General features: G+C 70.7%; 20 protein-coding genes and 1 tRNA gene. 5 read left to right on the top strand and 16 right to left on the bottom strand.

The window, feature by feature from the left end:
• The coding region (locus ACTHL4_RS02905) for a class II glutamine amidotransferase (protein ID WP_440281234.1) at window positions 1-532 on the bottom strand (532 nt) is incomplete at its 3' end.
• A 190-nt stretch (window positions 533-722) separates the two neighbouring features.
• Between ACTHL4_RS02905 and ACTHL4_RS02900 the strand changes: the two genes are divergently transcribed.
• Window positions 723-1,226: an HNH endonuclease gene (locus ACTHL4_RS02900; RefSeq protein WP_440281233.1), complete on the top strand. Its 504-nt coding sequence runs from the start codon at window positions 723-725 to the stop codon at window positions 1,224-1,226.
• Here ACTHL4_RS02900 and ACTHL4_RS02895 read toward each other — a convergent pair.
• The 12 genes from ACTHL4_RS02895 to xerD all read right to left on the bottom strand — a co-directional run bounded on the left by ACTHL4_RS02895 (window position 1,136) and on the right by xerD (window position 11,070).
• On the bottom strand, window positions 1,136-2,011 hold the full coding sequence (locus tag ACTHL4_RS02895) for a M56 family metallopeptidase (RefSeq protein WP_440281232.1): 876 nt from the start codon (window positions 2,009-2,011) through the stop codon (window positions 1,136-1,138). The genes ACTHL4_RS02900 and ACTHL4_RS02895 overlap by 91 nt on opposite strands.
• Complete coding sequence (locus ACTHL4_RS02890; protein ID WP_440281231.1) at window positions 2,008-2,361, bottom strand: BlaI/MecI/CopY family transcriptional regulator; 354 nt, start codon at window positions 2,359-2,361, stop codon at window positions 2,008-2,010. The genes ACTHL4_RS02895 and ACTHL4_RS02890 overlap by 4 nt, the downstream gene beginning before the upstream one ends.
• Before the next feature lie 98 nt (window positions 2,362-2,459).
• Window positions 2,460-2,533 (bottom strand) — tRNA-Pro (locus tag ACTHL4_RS02885).
• 77 nt (window positions 2,534-2,610) lie between these two features.
• Window positions 2,611-4,071: a ribosome biogenesis GTPase Der gene (gene der / locus ACTHL4_RS02880; RefSeq protein ID WP_440281230.1), complete on the bottom strand. Its 1,461-nt coding sequence runs from the start codon at window positions 4,069-4,071 to the stop codon at window positions 2,611-2,613.
• 33 nt (window positions 4,072-4,104) lie between these two features.
• Window positions 4,105-4,773: a lysophospholipid acyltransferase family protein gene (locus tag ACTHL4_RS02875; protein ID WP_440281229.1), complete on the bottom strand. Its 669-nt coding sequence runs from the start codon at window positions 4,771-4,773 to the stop codon at window positions 4,105-4,107.
• Complete coding sequence (gene cmk, locus ACTHL4_RS02870; RefSeq protein ID WP_440281228.1) at window positions 4,739-5,440, bottom strand: (d)CMP kinase; 702 nt, start codon at window positions 5,438-5,440, stop codon at window positions 4,739-4,741. The genes ACTHL4_RS02875 and cmk overlap by 35 nt, the downstream gene beginning before the upstream one ends.
• Window positions 5,441-5,501: 61 nt before the next feature.
• The gene (locus tag ACTHL4_RS02865) at window positions 5,502-6,629 is read right to left on the bottom strand and encodes a prephenate dehydrogenase (protein ID WP_440281235.1); all 1,128 of its coding nucleotides are present in this window, start codon (window positions 6,627-6,629) and stop codon (window positions 5,502-5,504) included.
• A 23-nt stretch (window positions 6,630-6,652) separates the two neighbouring features.
• A complete protein-coding gene (locus ACTHL4_RS02860; protein ID WP_440281227.1) occupies window positions 6,653-7,603 on the bottom strand; it encodes a pseudouridine synthase in 951 nt (316 codons plus the stop codon).
• Complete coding sequence (gene scpB / locus ACTHL4_RS02855; RefSeq protein ID WP_440281226.1) at window positions 7,600-8,244, bottom strand: SMC-Scp complex subunit ScpB; 645 nt, start codon at window positions 8,242-8,244, stop codon at window positions 7,600-7,602. The genes ACTHL4_RS02860 and scpB overlap by 4 nt, the downstream gene beginning before the upstream one ends.
• Entirely contained in the window at window positions 8,237-9,187 is a 951-nt protein-coding gene (locus ACTHL4_RS02850) for a segregation and condensation protein A (RefSeq protein WP_440281225.1), read from the bottom strand. Before ACTHL4_RS02850 ends, scpB begins: the two co-directional genes overlap by 8 nt.
• Window positions 9,188-9,189: 2 nt before the next feature.
• Window positions 9,190-10,044 (bottom strand): ParA family protein, encoded by an 855-nt coding sequence (locus tag ACTHL4_RS02845; protein ID WP_440281224.1) that lies wholly within the window; start codon window positions 10,042-10,044, stop codon window positions 9,190-9,192.
• A gap of 102 nt (window positions 10,045-10,146) precedes the next feature.
• Window positions 10,147-11,070 (bottom strand): site-specific tyrosine recombinase XerD, encoded by a 924-nt coding sequence (xerD, locus tag ACTHL4_RS02840; protein WP_440281223.1) that lies wholly within the window; start codon window positions 11,068-11,070, stop codon window positions 10,147-10,149.
• Between the two features lie 72 nt (window positions 11,071-11,142).
• Here xerD and ACTHL4_RS02835 point away from each other — a divergent pair, with 72 nt between their 5' ends.
• Complete coding sequence (locus ACTHL4_RS02835; RefSeq protein ID WP_440281222.1) at window positions 11,143-11,760, top strand: hypothetical protein; 618 nt, start codon at window positions 11,143-11,145, stop codon at window positions 11,758-11,760.
• A 134-nt stretch (window positions 11,761-11,894) separates the two neighbouring features.
• Here the strand turns inward: ACTHL4_RS02835 and hisS are convergent, their stop codons facing one another.
• Window positions 11,895-13,268: a histidine--tRNA ligase gene (gene hisS / locus ACTHL4_RS02830; RefSeq protein ID WP_440281221.1), complete on the bottom strand. Its 1,374-nt coding sequence runs from the start codon at window positions 13,266-13,268 to the stop codon at window positions 11,895-11,897.
• A gap of 13 nt (window positions 13,269-13,281) precedes the next feature.
• Window positions 13,282-13,977 (bottom strand): MBL fold metallo-hydrolase, encoded by a 696-nt coding sequence (locus ACTHL4_RS02825; protein WP_440281220.1) that lies wholly within the window; start codon window positions 13,975-13,977, stop codon window positions 13,282-13,284.
• 136 nt (window positions 13,978-14,113) lie between these two features.
• Here ACTHL4_RS02825 and ACTHL4_RS02820 point away from each other — a divergent pair, with 136 nt between their 5' ends.
• The 3 genes from ACTHL4_RS02820 (at window position 14,114) to ACTHL4_RS02810 (ending at window position 17,687) form a co-directional block, all read left to right on the top strand.
• Entirely contained in the window at window positions 14,114-14,872 is a 759-nt protein-coding gene (locus ACTHL4_RS02820; protein WP_440281219.1) for a peptidylprolyl isomerase, read from the top strand.
• 65 nt (window positions 14,873-14,937) lie between these two features.
• Window positions 14,938-16,404: a DUF349 domain-containing protein gene (locus ACTHL4_RS02815; protein ID WP_440281218.1), complete on the top strand. Its 1,467-nt coding sequence runs from the start codon at window positions 14,938-14,940 to the stop codon at window positions 16,402-16,404.
• On the top strand, window positions 16,401-17,687 hold the full coding sequence (locus ACTHL4_RS02810; protein WP_440281217.1) for a M18 family aminopeptidase: 1,287 nt from the start codon (window positions 16,401-16,403) through the stop codon (window positions 17,685-17,687). Before ACTHL4_RS02815 ends, ACTHL4_RS02810 begins: the two co-directional genes overlap by 4 nt.
• Here ACTHL4_RS02810 and ACTHL4_RS02805 read toward each other — a convergent pair.
• Window positions 17,662-18,152: CHAT domain-containing protein (locus ACTHL4_RS02805; protein WP_440281216.1), on the bottom strand; the 491-nt coding region annotated here is incomplete at its 5' end. The genes ACTHL4_RS02810 and ACTHL4_RS02805 overlap by 26 nt on opposite strands.

Genomic DNA, 18,152 nt, shown 5'->3' with positions numbered 1-18,152 from the left:
CGGCGTTGAGGCTGCTGGCCGACATGCCGTGCCAGCGCATCCGGGACAGCACGCGTCCCGCGGCGCGGGCCACGGCCGCGCCACCCTGCTTGTGGCCGATGTTGTCCCGCAGCCGGGCGAAGTAGCGCTCGCTGTCGGTGCTTCCCTGCGGCTCGGCCGCCCCCGTCGGCAGCAGCAGATCGATCCGCTCCTGCGGGAAGATCGCGCCGATGTGCGCGAATGCCGGCCGGCCGGCGACGAACGGGTGGGTGTCGGTCACCTCCAGGCCGAGACCAGGAGTCGCCAAGCGCAGGTGCAGGAGGCCGCGGCGGGTCGGAGTCTCGTGGACGAAGCGACGGAAGTCGCCGTCGTCACCGGCGGCCAGCGTCGAGCGATGGGCGTGCAACCGGTCGTCACCCTCGGCATACCAGGCCATCCCGCAACCGTGCGCGTGCACCGCCGCCAGCTCGCGCAACCGGTCCAGGGCGGGTGCGCCGAGCACCTCCGCGACCGTCACCGGGTGGTCGGACGACCAACCGAGCAACCGACACATGTGACCTCCGTCCCGCCGCGAAGAGCGCGGCTATCAGCCTGCTTCCATCATGCGCTCGGCGCGCTGCACGCCGACCGCCGGGTACGGCGCGCAGCCTGGCCATGCACCACAAATTCCGGGAATTCACCGATAATGAGGTGCAATCGCGCGTCGCGACGGTGACCATTCCAGGTGATGGAAGGAGGTCCCCATGTCGGTCCTGGTGCTCAACGCGGGCTACGAGCCGCTGCACACGGTGTCGGTGAAGCACGCCATGAACATGCTCTGGCGTGGGGTCGCCACCGTCGAGGAGTCACATCCGGAGCAGACCTTCGGTCCGTTCCCGATGCCGACGGTGCTGCGGTTGGTGCGCTACGTGAAGATGACCTGGGCCTACGCCAAACGCGGCGGCCTGAAGCTGACCGAGGCGAGCGTGAAGATCACCTGGGAGCAGTTCTCCCGCGGTGTGCCGACCTACAGCCAGGCGGGTGTGCTGAAGCGTGACCACGGCCAGTGCGCCTACTGCGGACAGCCGCTCGCGACGACGATGGACCACGTGCTGCCGAAGTCGCGCGGCGGCGCCACCACCTGGGACAACGCGGTCGCCGCCTGCGAGCCGTGCAATCAGCGCAAGGCCGACCGGACACCGGACGAGGCGGGCATGCGGTTGCTCTGGGAGCCGTTCGTGCCCACCCGCGAGGACCTCACCTGGTAGCGACGCAACCGCAGTGCGCGCAGCGCAGCGGACGGAACGCCCTGCACCTCGGCCAGCGTGTCGAGGGCGGCGGCGGTTGCGTCCACGCCGCACGACCGGGCGGCATGGTCGTCCGCGGACATCTCGATCAGCAGGTGGACCGCGCGCTCGAACGCGCGCGCCCCACGCAGCGACGGGAAGCAGGCGAGGTTCACGGCCGCGATCCGCAGCACCAGATGGTGGCGCCGCAGCAGGTGGCAACGCTCGTGCGCGAGCACGGTGCGCAACTGCGCCACGCTGAGGGCCTCCCGCAGCCCGCGGGTCACCAGGATCCGGCAGCCGCCGAAGCGTTCGGCCAGCGCCAGCGGGACCGGACTGTCGACGTAGACCACCTCGATGCCGCCGGCCTGCTCGCGGTCGTATGACGCCGTGCCCGCCACCAGGTTCAGCCGGCGGCGGGTGGCGCGGTCCGCGTCGGCCAGCGGCGCCGACCGCGTCCAGATCATGGCGAGCAGCCCGCCGATGACGGCAAGGCCGCCCCACGCCGCGAGCGTCAGCGCGGTCTGCTCGACCCAGGCCGACGGGTCCGGTGGCCGGGTGCCATTGCGGACCGTGGCGAACAGGGCACCGACCGCGGCAGCGACGAAAAGCATTGCTCCGGTGAGGATCAGCGCGATCCAGCAGCTGATCGCCCGGTCCGGGTGGCGCACGGCCCAGCGCTCGTTGCGCAGCGCGAACGGTGCCATCAGCACCACCACGACGGCCAGCGAAGCCAGGCCGACGACCGCGCCGAGGGCACCGATCACGACTCCCCCAGCACCCGTCGCAGGACGTCCAGGTCGGCGCTGTCCAACTCCCCCGCGAAGTGAGTGAGGGCGGCAGTCCGGTCGCCGACGTGCTCCAGTGTCTCGGTCATCGAGCGGGCGGCAGCCTGCGCGTCTGTCGGTGTGCGTCGGAACAGTGCTCCACCGGAAGCCGGCGTGCGCTGCACCAGCCCCTTGGTCTCCAGCCGGCTCAGCACGGTCAGCAAGGTGGTGCGGGCCGGCCTGTCGTCGGTGAACGCTTCCCACAGGCGCCGGCTGGTCACCGGTTCGTCATACGTGCGGAGCAGGCGGAGCACCTCGTCCTCCAGTCCACCGTGGCTGCGTCGGGTCACCACACGTCCTCCCGGCTTCGGGTCGCCTGCACCTCGACGAGATACGCACGACGTACGAAAACACCGAAGCCGCCGACGAGTCGGCGGCTTCCATGATGTCGGGCTGACAGGATTTGAACCTGCGGCCCCTTGACCCCCAGTCAAGTGCGCTACCAAACTGCGCCACAGCCCGTTGCCCCTCGCGGGGCGTCCGAAACGATATCGCACGGCGGGCCGTGGCACCCAATCGGCTCCCGCTGTCGGAACCGGCTAACGGCGCCGCTTCTCCCGCACCCGCACCGACAGCTCGATCGGTGTGCCCTCGAAGCCGAACTGCTCGCGCAGCCGGCGCTCGAGGAACCGGCGGTAGCCGGCCTCGATGAACCCCGAGGCGAACACCACGAACCGCGGCGGGCGGGTGGACGCCTGGGTCGCGAAGAGAATGCGCGGCTGCTTGCCGCCGCGTACCGGGTGCGGGTGTGCGGCGACGACCTCGCCCAGGAAGGAGTTGAGTCGTCCGGTGGGCACCCGCTGGTCCCACGAGTCGAGTGCGACCTCCAGGCCCGGCACGAGCCGGTCCACGTGCCGACCGGTCAGTGCCGAGATGTTGGCGCGCGGCGCCCAGGCGACCTGACCCAGGTCGCGCTCGATCTCACGTTCCAGGTAGTGCCGGCGCTCCTCGTCCAGCAGGTCCCACTTGTTGAACGCCAGCACCAGCGCGCGGCCGGCGTCGATGACCTGTTGCACGACACGGACGTCCTGCTCGGCGATGTTGTCCTCGGCATCGATGAGCACCACGGCGACCTCGGCCTTCTCGATCGCCGCCTGGGTGCGCAGCGAGGCGTAGAAGTCGGCGCCCCTGCTCATGTGGACGCGGCGGCGGATGCCGGCGGTGTCGACGAATCGCCAGGTGCGGCCGCCGAGTTCGATGAGTTCGTCGACCGGGTCACGGGTCGTGCCGGCGACGTTGTCGACCACCACCCGGTCCTCACCGGCGAGCTTGTTCAGCAGCGACGACTTGCCCACGTTGGGCCGCCCGACGAGCGCGACACGGCGGGGGCCGCCTCGCTCGTATGCCGCCACGGCGGACTTCTCCGGCAACACCTCCAGCAGCGCGTCCAGCGCGTCGCCGGTGCCGCGACCGTGCAGTGCCGAGATCGGCCAGGGCTGACCGAGGCCCAGCGACCAGAGGGTCGCCGCGTCCAGTTCGGTCTTCTGGTCGTCGACCTTGTTCGCCACCAGCACCACGGGCTTCTTCGAGCGACGCAGCAGCTTCACGACCGCTTCGTCGGTGTCGGTGGCACCCACCTTGGCGTCCACGACGAACAGCACGGCGTCGGCGAGATCGATGGCCACCTCGGCCTGCTCGGCCACTCGCAGGTGTATGCCGCTGGCGTCGACCTCCCAGCCGCCGGTGTCCACGAGCGTGAAGTCGCGCCCGGACCACTCGGCGTCGTAGGCGACACGGTCACGGGTCACGCCCGGAACGTCCTCGACCACGGCCTCCCGGCGCCCGAGCACCCGGTTGACCAGGGTCGACTTACCGACGTTCGGACGGCCGATGATGGCGACCACCGGCCGCGCGACGCCCTCCGGCTCGTCACCGCTGCGAGGACCGTCGGCCTCGAGCAGGGCCCGGTCCGCGTCGCTGAGCTCGAAGTCGTCCAGACCGACGCGGAGCGCGTGCTCGACCGATTCGTCGGTCCGGTCGTCGGGGAAGGAATCAGACATTCCCCCATCATCCCTGACGCGGACCGGAAACCGTCATTCGGGCATCGTGGCGGTGAGCGTCAACCCGGTCTCCCGGGTGGCCGCGTCGACGTGCGACGCCAGTCGGCTGCGCAACTCCTCGGTCGCCAGGCGCAGTCGTTCGCGGCCCGGCACCCCGCGGTGCTTGGTCAGCGCGAACGGCTCGCCCACGACGACCCGCAGCGGCGCCCGGAGCCTGGGCCACGAATCCCGGCCACCGCGCCCCTTGGTGCCCAGCACCGCCACCGGGACGACACGCGCACCGGTCGCCTGCGCCAGGAACGCTGCGCCCTGCTGCGCCGTGTGTACCGCACCCGAGCCACGCGTGCCTTCCGGAAAGATCCCCAGACCACCGCCGGAGGTCAGCACCTCCCGCGCGGCGCCGAGCGCAGCACGGTCGGCGTTGTTCTGGTCGATCGGGATCTGCCCGGTCGCCCGCAGGAAGACGCCCCACGCCGATCCGAAGTAGCTGCGCTTGACCAGGAACCGCAGCGGGCGCGGAGCGAAGACGAACACCAGCGGGCCGTCGAGGAATCCGACGTGGTTGGACACCACGATCACCGGACCCTCCGTGGGCATGCGCTCGCTGTGCAGCGTCTGCACGTCATACAGTGCGTGGGCGAGGCCGACGCCGAGTCGGCGGCAGGCGTCAGCCAGCCGAGGTCGATAGGTCGGGGTCGGCATCGAGCACCTCCTTCACCACCTGGAGTACGGCGGCCACGGACTGCCGGAAGTCGATGTGCGAGGTGTCGATGGTGACGACACCGTCGGCGGCCGTGGTGAACTGCGAGACCGTGGAGTCCACGCGGTCTCGGTCCACGATCTGGGACCGGGTCGACTCGGCAGCCACCTTCAACTGCTTGGAACGACGCGCCATCCGAGCCTCCTCGCTGGCGGTCATCAGGATGCGGACCGCTGCGTCGGGCGCCACCACCGTGGTGATGTCGCGTCCCTCGGCCACGCAACCGCCCGTCTCCGCCGCGCCGGCCGCGATCAGATCACGTTGGCGTTGTGTGAGATCGGCGCGTACGGCCAGGTTGGTGGCGACTTTGGAGACCACCGAGGTGACCGCGTCCTGGCGGATCTCGGCGTCGATCAACCGCTCCCCCACACCGACCGACGGCGCGGCCGGGTCCATCCCCATCCGCAGGTCGAAGGTGCGGCAGTGTTCGGCGACCGCGTCGGCGTCGTCGAGATCTATTCGCGCGTGGACACACGACCACGTCAGCGCCCGGTACATCGCACCGGTGTCCAGGAAGCTCACGCCGAGTCGTGTGGCGACGGCCTTGGACACACTCGACTTGCCGGTCCCCGAGGGGCCGTCGATCGCCACGATCAGCGGCTTGGTCATGCCGGCCCCCTCCGCTGTCGGTCTCGGGACCCGTCCTGAGCTCGCTGCTCGTTCACCACGTTCACTCATGAACACTCCATCCCTTGTCCTCCAACACATCTCGCAGCCGGTCGACAACGGCCGGCAGCACGGAGAGCTCGACCAGGCCGACCGGTGCGCCGACCCCGTGCTCCATCCGCAAATCCTCCAGGTTGACACCGGCCGCGCCGACGTCGTGGAACAGCCTGGCGAAGGCACCCGGCTCGTCCGGGATCGGCACGATCACCGTGGCGTATGTCGCCGGGGCGGCACCGTGCTTGCCCGGGATCCGGGCGTGTCCGAGCCGGCCGTCCTCGATCAGCCGGGCGACCGCGCCGCGACTGCCCTCCGCGTCGGTGGCGTCCGAAGCCAGCCGGCCCAGCGAGCGGGCGACGGTGTCCAACTGCTCGGCCACCCGTTGCAGCACCGGCGCGACGGCCGCCGCGTTACCGGCCAGGATTTGGGTCCAGAGCATCGGATCACTGGCCGCGATGCGAGTGACATCGCGAATACCGCCACCGGACAACGCGATCGCGGCCTCCGGCAGGTCTCGCAACTGGGCGGCGACGATCGACGCCGCCACCTGCGGGACATGAGAGACGACCGCCACGGCGGCATCGTGCTCAGCGGCCGGCATCGTCTCCACCGCTGCACCGGTCGCACGCGCCAGGTGCTGCACCAGCTCGACCGCGTGCGGGTCGGTCTCGTCCTGGGGGCACACCACCCAGGTCCGCCCCTCGAAGAGGTCGGCCTGCGCCGCGACCGCACCCGAACGCTCCCGTCCGGCCATCGGGTGACTGCCGACATACCTGCGCAACTGGGCGGGGTCGACCTGCGCACGCACCGCGTCCGCCACCTGCTGCTTGACGGAGGCGACGTCGGCGACCACCGCGTCGGGCCACCGCCGCAACTGGTGTGCCACCACTGACGCGGCGACGTCCGGCGGTGCGGCCACGAAGATCACGTCCGCGGCGACCTCGTCGTCGATGCGGCCCGCGCCGAGATCCGCCGCCAACGCCTGCGCCGTCGGTGACGGATCGGTCAGCAGCACGCGAAAGCCGTTGCGGGACAGGGCAAGACCGATCGAGGTCCCGATCAGGCCAGTACCGACGATCCGAACCGTGACGGTGCTTGGTCTCGATACACCTCCCCCGCTTCGCTCCTCCGGCACTCGACCAGCGCGTGGATCGGCGCTCACAGGCCGGCCGCCTTGTAGAGTCCGGCGACCTCCTGCCGGGTGAGCGGCCGCATCTTGCCGGGGCGCAACTCACCCAGGTGCACCGGGCCGACGTCGGTGCGCGACAACGACTCGACCGGGTGACCGACCGCTTCCAGCATCCGCCGCACGATGTGCTTGCGTCCCTCGTGCAGGATGACCTCGACCAGCGCCCAGCCCGGGGTGGAGTCGACCACCTTGAACGAGTCGACCGCGACCTTGCCGTCCTCCAGTTCGACGCCGTCGCGCAACTGCTTGCCGAGCGTGCGCGGCACCGGGCCGGGGATCATCGCGACATACGTCTTGGGCACGCCGTAGGACGGGTGCTGCAGGCGGTTGGCGAGTTCGCCGTCGTTGGTCAGCAGCAGCAGGCCCTCGGTGTCCACGTCGAGCCGGCCGACGTGGAAGAGGCGTTCCTTGCGCTGCTCGACGTATTCGCCCACCGACGGCCGGCCCATCTCGTCGTGCATGGTCGACACCACCCCGAGCGGTTTGTTGAACGCCAGGTAGACCCGCGACTCGTCCAGCTGGATGCGTTCGCCGTCGACGTGCACGACCTGGGCCAACGGGTCGATGCGGACACCGAGCTCCTGCACCGTCTGCCCGTCGACCGAGACCCGGCCCTGCCGGATCAGGTCCTCGCACACCCGCCGGCTGCCGACGCCCGCGGCGGCCAGCAGCTTCTGCAGCCGCACACCGTCCGGATCGTGCACGTCCACGTAGGGCGCCTTGGGTGCCGGCGGCTGCTGCGGGCGCCGCTGCTGACCGCCGGCGCGGGTGCGTGCCGGTCGTCCCGCGCCGCCGCTCCTGCCGCCGGTGCGTCCGGCGCCGCCGGCGCGCCCGCCCTGCCCGCTCTGTCCGCGGTGCCCGCGACCCCGTGAGCCGCCCGGCTGTCCGCCCGACTGGTTGTTCCGCTTGTTGCCTGTCATCCGTGCCCCTGCGCAATGAGTTCGTCCACCACATCTGCATCCGGCAGGTATGGCGCCAGTGCCGGCAGTTCGTCGAGCGAGCTGAGCCCGAGCCGCTGCAGGAAATAGGGGGTGGTGCCGTAGAGCATCGCACCCTGTTCGCCCTCGGACCCGATCTCCACGATCAGCCCACGGGTCAGCAGCGTGCGGACCACCCCGTCGACGTTGACCCCGCGGACCGCGCTGATGCGGGATCGGGAGATCGGCTGCCGGTAGGCGATGACCGCGAGCGTCTCCAGGGACGCCTGGGTGAGTTTGGCTTGCTGGCCGTCCAGCAGGAACTTCTCGACCGCCGGCGCATAGTCCGGGCGGCTGTAGACGCGCCAGCCCTCGTTGATGCACCGCAACGTGAAACCTCGCTGATGCGAGGTGTATTCGCGTTCGAGATCCTCGATGATCTCCACGACCTCGGGCTCGGGCAGCTCCAGCGCGGTGGCGAGTTCGTGCGCCGTGACCGGTTGGTCGACGACCATCAGCACCGCCTCGATGGCACTGCGCGCACCGCCGGGCATCGCGTGGACATCGAACGCCGGCGCCTCCTCGGCGATCTCGTCCGCGTTCTCGTCCGCCGGCTCGGCGGGCTCCGGCTGCTCGTCAGTCATCGGCATCCTCCTCGTGCTTCGCATCCGGCGCGGTCGCCTGGTCGTTGTCGAGCTCGTCGAACTCGGCACTCACCCGGACCGTGCCGCGGTCGTCACCGGTCCAGTGCACGACCAGTTCGCCGAGCGCCTCGGGCTGGTCCAGGGTCACCGCGGCTTCCTTGTAGAGCTCCAGCAGCGCCAGGAAACGGGCCACGATCACCAGCGTCGACTCCGCATCGGCGACCAGGGACCGGAAACTGGCCTGTCGGCGGTCTCGCAGCTCGGCGATGACGATCGCGGCCTGCTCACGCACACTCACCGCCGGCGCGTGCAGGTGCGTCAGTCCGACGGTCGGCTCCGGCCGCGGCGTCATCGCGTGCGCCGCGATCCGGGCCAGCTGGTCGGGGGTGACGTTGATGATCAGCTCGGGCAGCAGTGTGGCGAAGCGCTCCTCCAGCCCGGCCTGCCGGGCCGTCATACGGCCGGCCGACGCCATCCGGTCGGCGAACTCGGCGGACACCTCCTTGAACGCGCGGTACTGCAGCAACCGGGCGAACAACAGGTCACGCGCCTCGATCAGCGCCAGGTCGTCGTCATCGTCGGCGCGCAGGTCCGGCAACAGCCGGGATGCCTTGATGTCCAACAGGGTCGCGGCGATCAGGACGAACTCCGACGCCTGTCCCAGGTCCCAGTCCGCTTGCTGCGCCTGCGCCTGGCGGATGTGTGCGACGAATTCGTCGGTGACCTTGGCCAGCGCGATCTCGGTGACGTCGAGCTTGTGCTTGGAGATCAGGCCGAGCAGCAGTTCGAACGGCCCGGAGAAGACGTCCAGGTGCACCTCGAACGGGGCCGACGCGGCGCGTCGGGTGAGTACGCCGCCGGGGACGGCCCCCTCAGAGGGGGCCTCCAGGTGGGAGTCAGTGGCCGGCTCCGCCTCAGGCGGCGCCGGTGGGGTGAGGCTCATGGTCAGGCCGCTGCCCCACGAGCGACCAGCTCGCGGGCGAGTTGCCGATAGGACTCCGCGGCACCGTGACTGGAGGCATAGGTGGTGATCGGTTCGGCGGCCAGGGTGGCGTCGGGGAACTTCACCGTCCGGCTGATCACCGTGTGCAGCACCTTGTCCCCGAAGTGGCCGACGACCGAACGGATCACGTCGCGGCTGTGCAGGGTCCGGCCGTCATACATCGTCGCCAGGATGCCGTCGACCTCCAGGCGCGGGTTGAGCCGGTCGGTCACCTTGTCGATGGTCTCCACCAGTAGCGCGACACCGCGCATGGCGAAGAACTCGCACTCCAGCGGGATGACGACCCCGTGTGCGGCGGTCAGCGCGTTGACCGTGAGCAGGCCCAGCGAGGGCTGGCAGTCGATCAGGATGACGTCGTACTCGTCGAGCACCGGGCGCAGCACCCGGGCCAGCACCATCTCGCGCGCCACCTCACCGACCAGTTGCACCTCGGCGGCGGACAGGTCGATGTTGGCCGGCAGCACATCGAGGTTGGCGGTCGCCGTGGACTGTATGACGTCGTGGATGTCGTCGTCACGGGAGACCAGCAGGTTGTAGACGGTCGTGTCGAGTTCGTGGGCGCGGATGCCCAGACCCACCGACAGGGCACCCTGCGGGTCGAAGTCGACGAGCAGCACCTTGCGGCCGTATTCGGCCAGCGCGGCCCCCAGATTGATGGTGCTGGTGGTCTTGCCGACACCGCCCTTCTGGTTGCACATCGCGATGATGCGCGCCGGACCATGGCTCTTCAGCTCGGCGGGCCGGGGAAAGGTGGGCAGCGGGCGCCCTGTCGGGCCGACCTGCTCCTTCGAACTCACTGCTCGCTCCCGTGTCACTCGTTCGGCCTCTCGGCGATCGCGGTCAAACCTATTACATCCGGCGCGCGGCGCGGGCGGGCAGGCTCGCCGAACCGGCGCGAGTCATCGTGCCCGCGGATGCGACGTGGCGAACACCTCGCGTAGTTGTTGCACGGTGACCATGGTGTAGATCTGCGTCGTGGTCACCGACGCGTGCCCGAGCAGCTCCTGGACCACCCGGACGTCGGCGCCCCCGTCGAGTAGATGCGTGGCGAACGAGTGCCGCAGCGTGTGCGGACTGAGGTGACCGGGCAGGTCGGCCCGGGCGGCGGCCGACCGGATGATGTTCCAGGCGGACTGACGCGACAGCCGGCCGCCGCGCTGATTCAGGAACAGGGCCGGGGTGCCGGCGCCCTTGGTCGCCAGCGCCGGCCGGGCCCGGGTCAGGTATGCCGTCAGCGCCGCGGCGGCATACCGCCCGAGCGGCAGCACCCGCTCCTTGCTGCCCTTGCCCAGCACCCGGACGGTCGCCGACTCGAACTCGATGTCGTCCACGTCCAGGCTGACGGCCTCGGTGACGCGCGCGCCGATGCCGTAGAGCAGCTCCAGCAGGGCCCGGTCGCGCAGCGCCGCCGGGGTGTCGCCCACGCCGGCGGCGTCCAGCAGCCGCTCGACCTGGTCCAGCGGGATCGCCTTGGGCAGCCGCCGCGGCGGTTTCGGCGGCGCGACCGCCGCGGCGACGTCATCGGGCGTGTCGCCTTCCATGGTGAGGAATTTGTGGAAGCCGCGGACAGCGACGAGGGTGCGTGCCGCCGAGGACGCGGCCAGCGGCGGATGCTCCGCGTCGCCCTCGCGCAGCGTGGCCAGGAAGTCGGCGATGTCGGGCTCCCCCACCCGTGCGGCGTCGTCGATGCCCCGCGTCGTGAGGTGGGCGGCATACCGACGCAGATCGCGCTCGTAGGCGCGCAGTGTGTGCGGTGACGCCCCGCGCTCGACGCGCAGGTGGTCCAGCCAGCCGCGCACGGATCGCTCGAGTGAGGTTGCCACGGAACGACATTCTCGCCGAGCACGTCTGCAGGGCGTGAACGGGACACGCGTGGACGCCACGGGAGATCACCGGTGAAGCTGTATGCCGCACAGGCCTCACGGGCCGGCCGCCAGGCGATGTATGACGCCCTGACGCTGGCGTGGGTGAGCGCATGGGTCTGGCTGGGCGTTCAGGTGCACGCACAGGTGTCCGGATCCGAGGACGGCGCACGACGCATCGAGCGCAACAGTGGTGAGCTGGCCAGGCAGCTGCACGACGCGGCGGACGTGCTGGCGCACACGCCGTTGATCGGTGCGAAGGTGCGCCGGCCGGTCGACAAGTCCGGGGACGCGGCGGCGGGTCTGCAGCACGCCGGCCGGCAGCTGGCCGACAACCTGGAAAAGCTCGGCGCCGCGGTGGGCGTCGAGGTCGCTCTGGTGCCGGTCCTGGTGGCGGTCGCCGGCTGGCTGGTGCTTCGGCTCGGCTACGCCCGCCGCGCGGGACGGGCCGATGCACTGCGCCGGTTACCCGGCGGGGCGGACCTGTTGGCGCTGGAGGCGCTGCGCCGCCTGCCGCCCGCGCGGCTGGCCTCCCTCGCCGACGACCCGGTGCACGCGTGGCGCACGGGTGAACCCGAGGCGATCACGGCGCTGGCCGCCGCCTACCTGGACTCGCTCGGCCTGCGTGGCGTCAGCGTCACGCAGGACTGACCCGCGGGTGCGGCGCCGGCTTCCGCGTGCCCGTACCAAACCTTCCCCAGGGGAGACTTCGGCACGCCCCGGGCCGGCATACCCGTACCAAACCCTCCCCAGGGGAGACTTCGGCACGCCCCGGAGCCGCTCGGTCAGGCCTGTTCGGGACGCACCAGCGACGGGCGCAGGTCGGCCACCGGCGGTGACCAGGACGCCGCATCCGCGGCCACCTGGTCACCGCTGCGGAGGTCCTTCACCTGGTCGCCGACCCGGTCTGCGGCGCCGTCCCCCGAGGCGCCAGGGTCGGTGCCGGGGAACCACACGAACGGGATGCCGCGCCGGTCGGCGAACTGGATCTGTTTGCCGAACTTCGCCGCCTTCGGCGAGACGAGGGTCGGTATGCCGCGGGCACGCAACGCCGCAGCCACCCGCATCGACACGTTGCGGGACGCTTCGTCGTTGACCGCGACCAGCACGGCGGCCGGCGTCTCCCGTGATGCGGTCAGCCCCTCCTCGGTGATCAGCTTGCCGAGCAGTCGGGACACCCCGATCGAGATGCCGACGCCGGGGAAGGTGCGCTTGCCGTCGGTGGCCAGGGCGTCATACCGCCCACCGGAGCAGATCGAGCCGTAACCCCGGTCGCGCTCCAGCAGCGTCTCGTAGACGGTCCCGGTGTAGTAGTCGAGACCGCGGGCGCTGCGCAGGTCCGCGACCACGACGCCCGGAGCGTGCTCGCCGGCGACCTCGATGATCGCGGCGAGCTTGGCCAGCCCCTCGTCCAACAGCTCGTGCTCGACGCCGAGCGCGCGGACCCGGTCGACGAAACCGGTGTCGTGCGTGCTGATCTCGGCGAGGGCGAGACACTGGGCGGCCTGCTGCTCGGTGCAGCCGGCCTCCCGCAGCAGCTGCCGCACACCGTCGGCGCCGATCTTGTCCAGCTTGTCGACGATCCGCAGTGTCCCGGTGACGTCGTCGATGCCGAGGCCGCGGTAGAAGCCCTCGCAGATCTTCCGGTCGTTGACGTGGATCGTGTAGTCGCCGACCGGCAGCCGGGAGAAGACGTCCGCGACGACCAGCAGCAGCTCCGCCTCGTAGTGGTCGGGCAGTGACCCGATGTCGACGATGTCGATGTCGGCCTGGATGAACTCGCGGTAGCGGCCGCGCTGCGGGCGCTCGCCACGCCAGGCGGGCTGCATCTGGTAGCGGCGGAACGGGAAGGTCAGCTTGCCGGAGTTCTCCAGCACATACCGCGCGAATGGCACCGTGAGGTCGAAGTGCAGGCCCAGGCTGGTGTCGCCGGCCTCGTCGTCGCCGGCGGCGAGCCGCCGCACACCGTAGATCTCCTTGTCGGCGTCCTCGCCCTGGCCGGCGAGCCGCTCGACGGTCTCCATCGCGCGTGTGTTGATGGACGCGAAGCCGTGCAGCTCGAAGACCTCACGGATCGTGTCGAGCACGATGAGTTCGGCGATGCGGTCGGCGGGGAGCCATTCCTGGAAGCCACTGATCGGGGTGACCTTGGTTGCCATGGGTTCGGGTTTCCTAGAGGTTCTGAAGGTACGGGTTGGTGGCGCGTTCGCGGGCCATGGTGGTGCCGGGGCCGTGTCCGGGCAGCACCAGGGCGGTGTCCGGCAGCGGGAGCACGACGTCGCGCAGCGAGCGCTGCATCGCCTCGCCGTCACCGCCGGCCAGGTCGGTGCGACCGATCGATCCGGCGAAGAGGGTGTCGCCGGACAACACCGTCGAGTCGACCTCGGTGTCCGCCGGCAGCCCGTCGGGGACCTCGTCGATGCCGAAGAGCACCGAGCCCTCGGTGTGCCCGGGGGTATGTCGCACCTCGAACGTCATACCCGTCAGCTCCAGCGCCTGCCGGTCGTCGATCGGCACCACGTCGGTGGGTTCGGTCCAGGTGGGTGCCTTCCCGAACTGCTGCTCGAACATCGACACCAGCTGCGGTCCGAGCGACGACAACGGGTCGGCCAGCCGGTAGCGGTCGTCGCGATGGATGTAGGCGCCGACCGTGCCACCGCAGACCGGCGTCACCGAGTAGACGTGGTCGACGTGGCCGTGGGTCAGCAGCACCGCCGCGGGGCGCAGACGCAACTCGGCGAGCGCGTCGCGCAGCGTGTCGACGACGCCGATGCCCGGGTCGACGACGACGCACTCCTCGCCCCGGCCGGGTGCGATCAGGTAGCAGTTCGTGCCGAACACGGTGGCGGGGAAGGACGCGGTGAGCACCCGGCGAGCCTATCGGTGCGCCGGCGGCCGCCGTGACGACGTACCAGCTGCCAGGTATCCGGTGGAAATCACCCGCGAACCCTTTAGACTGACGAGAGTTTGTCAGCTTCCTCCCACGAGCGCGCAGATCCGCCGTATGGAGATCACCGAGGAGAGCCATCCCTTGCGTCTGAACCGGACCCGGTCCGTCATCGGCGTTGCGTGCGTTGCCGCGAGCCTGAGCCTTGCCGCGTGCGGGTCCGGCAGTGGCGGTTCGTCGTCGTCCGTGGCGCTGACCCCTGCCGCGCCGTCGACCGGCACGCTCGGCGTCAGCGGCACCAAGCTGCACTGCACGACGCCGCCCAAGCCGCCCACCAGCACCACCCAGCAGAAGCTGCCGCCCCGGCAGATCGCCGAGGGCAAGACGTTCACCGCCGTCCTGCACACGAGCTGCGGCGACGTCACGGTCGAGTTGTATGGCGACAAGGCGCCGCAGACCGTCGCCTCGTTCCTCCAGTTGGCCAAGGGCTACTGGGACGACAGCCCCTGTCACCGGCTGACCACCCAGGGCATCTACGTCCTGCAGTGCGGTGACCCGACCGGGACCGGCAGCGGCACCCCGGGCTACGGCTTCGGCATCGAGAACGCACCCGCGGACGGCGACTACCCGGCCGGGACGCTGGCGATGGCCCGCACCCAGGACCCCAACTCCAACGGCGGCCAGTTCTTCATCGTCTACGCCGACACCCAGCTGCCCACCGACGGCGGCGGCTACTCCATCTTCGGCAAGGTCGTCGACGGCATGAAGATCGTCAACGCCGTTGCCAAGGCCGGCACCAACGGCCCGAACGGCGACGGCGCACCGTCACAACCGATCAGCATCCTCAAGGTCACCGTCACGGAGAAGAAGGCATGAGCGAGCGCAGCGAGCGAACAACAGCGCCAGGAGAATGGCGGGGTCCGACGAAGGAGGACGACGCCATGAGCGAACACATGTCACCCGAAAGCCAGCAGCCCACCGACGAGTCGAGCACGGCTTCGGCGGCGGCATCAGCGCCCACCCCCGCACCAGCGCCCTTTCCCGCACCGGCGCCTGCGCCGCGGCCCGCTCCCCCGTCGCCGGCGTCGATGAAACCGCACCCGCCCACCGGCGCCGCGGCCCCGCAGGCACCGGCAGCGGCACCGGCCGTGGCGAGCACCTCGGCGACATTCGGCCGGGTCGCGGACGACGGGACCGTCTTCGTGCGCACGCCGGACGGCGAACGCGAGGTCGGCTCCTACCCGGACGCCACCCACGAGGAGGCGCTCGCCTACTTCGCCCGCAAGTACGACGAGCTCGCGGCCGCCGCCAACCTGCTGCTGCAGCGGGTCGTGCAGACCGACCTGTCCGTCCACGACGGTCAGGAGGCGTTGCGGGCGCTGCGCGAGCAGGTGGCCGCAGCACATGTCGTGGGTGACCTCGCGCAGCTGGACTCCACGGTCGAGCAGACCGCGACCGCCCTCAAGGCGAAGGCTCAGGTCGAGGGTGAGGCCCGCGCGACCGCTCGCGCCGAGGCGGCCGCCCAGCGCGAGAAGCTGGTCGCCGAGGCGGAGCAGATCGCCGCCCAGCCCACCGAGAAGATCCAGTGGAAGTCCAGCACGGCACGGATGCGTGAGCTGCTGGAGGAGTGGAAGACCCTGCAGCGCACCGGCGCCAAGCTCGACAAGCCGACCGAGAACGCACTGTGGCAGCGGTTCAGCCATGCCCGCAACGGCTTCGACAAGACGCGGCGGTCGCACTTCGCCCGGCTGGACGAGCTGCATGGCGAGGTCAAGGCACGCAAGGAACGGCTGATCGCCGAAGCGGAGCGACTGGCGTCCTCCAAGGACTGGGGTCCGACCGCGACGGCGTTCAAGCGCCTGATGGGCGAATGGCGTCAGGCCGGCCGGGCGTCCCGGCACGACGACGACAAGTTGTGGGCCCGGTTCAAGGCGGCCCAGGACTCCTTCTTCGCGGCCAAGGACGAGATCGTCGCCGAGGAGAACAAGGAGTTCGAGGCCAACCTGGCGGTCAAGGAGCAGCTGCTGAAGGAGGCGCAGGCGCTGCTGCCGGTCAAGAACCTCGGCGCGGCCAAGTCCGCGTTGCACAGCATCCAGGACCGGTGGGACGCCGCCGGCAAGGTGCCGCGCAAGGACATGTCCCGCATCGAAGCGGCGATGCGCAAGGTGGAGCAGGCGGTCCGCGACGCCGAGGACTCCAAGTGGAAGAAGACGGACCCGGAGCTCGCCGCCCGTGCCCAGTCCATGGTCGACCAGCTCGAGGCGGCCGTTGCCGACATCGAGTCGGACCTGGCCAAGGCTCGTGAGGACGGCAACGAGAAGTTGGTCAAAGAGCTGGAGGATTCGTTGAAGGCGCGCCGGGCGTGGCTCGAACAAGCCCGCGGTGGCCTGCAGGACTCCACCAAGTGAGTGGGACGGAGATCGGTGCCGGCCTGATCGACTACCTCGCCGCGTCACCCACGCCGTTCCACGCCTGCGCCGAGTCTGCCCGGCTGCTGACCGGCGCCGGGTTCCGGCAGGTCGCCGAGACCGCGGAATGGCCGACCGAGCCCGGCGGGTACTTCCTGATCCGCGGCGGATCGTTGCTGGCCTGGTCGACCCGGCACTCCGCCGGTGCGACCACCCCGATCCGGATGGTCGGTGCGCACACCGACTCGCCCAACTTCCGGATCAAGCCCCAGCCCGACCTCGCTCGCGCCGGCTGGCAGCTGCTCGGCGTCGAGCCCTACGGCGGCATCATCGCGCCGAGCTGGCTGGACCGGGACCTGGGAGTCGCCGGCCGGGTCGCCGTGCGCGACGGCGCAGGGGTGCGTGAGCAGCTGTTCCGCATCGACGACCCCATCCTGCGGATCTCCCGGCTCGCCATACATCTGGACCGCTCGGCACGCGACGGTGAGCAGCTCAACCCGCAGCAGCACCTGGTGCCGCACTGGGGTCTCGGCGACCGTCCCGGGGACTTCCGTGCTCATCTCGCGCAAGAGCTCGGCGTGAGCGCCGGGGACGTGCTTGCCTGGGATGCGATGACGGTCGACCTGCAGCCGGCGGCGTTCTTCGGCCGCGACCGGGAACTCATCGCCGGTGCGCGCATGGACAACCTCGCCACGTCGTACGCCGGCACGCTGGCGCTCATTCGCGCCGACCGCGATGCTCCCGGCGCCCCGACGACCCAGGTGCTCGCGCTCTTCGACCACGAGGAGATCGGGTCGGTGTCCGAGCGTGGCGCGCAGTCAGCGTTGCTGATGACGACGCTGGAGCGCATCACTCGCACGCTCGGCGGCGACCGGGAAGAGATGCACCGCGCGCTGGCCGGCAGCGTGATCGCCTCCGGTGACATGGCGCACGCGACGCACCCCAACTACGCCGAGCGGCACGAGCCGCAGCACCGCATCGCCATGAACGGCGGACCGGTGCTGAAGATCAACACCAATCTGCGGTATGCCACGGACGCGGTGGGGGCGGCCGCGTTCGCGCTGGCCTGCGAGCAGGCGGGCGTGCCGGTGCAACGCTTCGTGGTGCGGTCCGATCTGCCCTGCGGCTCCACCGTCGGCCCGGTCACCTCGGCACTGACCGGCGTGACGACGGTCGACTTCGGCGCACCGACACTGTCCATGCACTCGGTCCGTGAGCTCGTCGGCACCGAGGACCAACGAATGTATGCCGACGCGCTCACGGCGTTCCTCTGCCCGGCGTGACCGCCGACCAGTCGGACCCGTAGACGGCGAAGATGGCCGCCGCCGGGTGGTCCGCGCGTGCCGAGCGCAAACTGTGCGCCGCGGAGTCACCGGCGGCCAGTCGGCGGTGGTATGCCGTCATCGCCTCGGCCGCCTGCTGGTCGTCGACCGGCCCGGCGGCTGCGAGCACGCTGCGGACCCCGAGGGCCAGCAGCGCCGCCGCGAGACCCAGTGGCTCCTCCCCCGGCCCGACGGCGGACCGGCCCACGTCGCAGGCGGACAGCACCACGTGATCCGGCACCTTGGCACGACCGGTGAGCTCGTGGGCGAACAGCGGCCAGTCGTGCAGGTCCAGACGGGAGAAGATCGGGCTCTGCTGGGCGTGTTCGCCGTGCGCGGCGTCGTGGACCTGCTGGGCACCGGCGAACGCGCCGAGCAGGTCACGCGTCGTGCCGTGCAGATGGGTCCGGACCTCACGTCCGGCCC

It is taken from the genome of Flexivirga sp. (assembly GCF_051955415.1).
In the GTDB taxonomy this organism is placed as follows: Bacteria; Actinomycetota; Actinomycetes; order Actinomycetales; family Dermatophilaceae; genus Flexivirga.
This window is presented reverse-complemented; position numbering and strand designations above follow the sequence as displayed.

Bases quoted from the DNA above. Each gene is read 5' to 3' on its own strand.
- ACTHL4_RS02860 (WP_440281227.1), bottom strand. From the start codon at position 7,603: ATGACAGGCAACAAGCGGAACAACCAGTCGGGCGGACAGCCGGGCGGC.
- ACTHL4_RS02820 (WP_440281219.1), top strand. From the start codon at position 14,114: ATGGAGATCACCGAGGAGAGCCATCCCTTGCGTCTGAACCGGACCCGG.
- cmk (WP_440281228.1), bottom strand. From the start codon at position 5,440: ATGACCAAGCCGCTGATCGTGGCGATCGACGGCCCCTCGGGGACCGGC.
- ACTHL4_RS02850 (WP_440281225.1), bottom strand. From the start codon at position 9,187: ATGAGCCTCACCCCACCGGCGCCGCCTGAGGCGGAGCCGGCCACTGAC.
- ACTHL4_RS02875 (WP_440281229.1), bottom strand. From the start codon at position 4,773: ATGCCGACCCCGACCTATCGACCTCGGCTGGCTGACGCCTGCCGCCGA.
- hisS (WP_440281221.1), bottom strand. From the start codon at position 13,268: ATGGCAACCAAGGTCACCCCGATCAGTGGCTTCCAGGAATGGCTCCCC.
- scpB (WP_440281226.1), bottom strand. From the start codon at position 8,244: ATGACTGACGAGCAGCCGGAGCCCGCCGAGCCGGCGGACGAGAACGCG.
- ACTHL4_RS02815 (WP_440281218.1), top strand. From the start codon at position 14,938: ATGAGCGAACACATGTCACCCGAAAGCCAGCAGCCCACCGACGAGTCG.
- ACTHL4_RS02900 (WP_440281233.1), top strand. From the start codon at position 723: ATGTCGGTCCTGGTGCTCAACGCGGGCTACGAGCCGCTGCACACGGTG.
- der (WP_440281230.1), bottom strand. From the start codon at position 4,071: ATGTCTGATTCCTTCCCCGACGACCGGACCGACGAATCGGTCGAGCAC.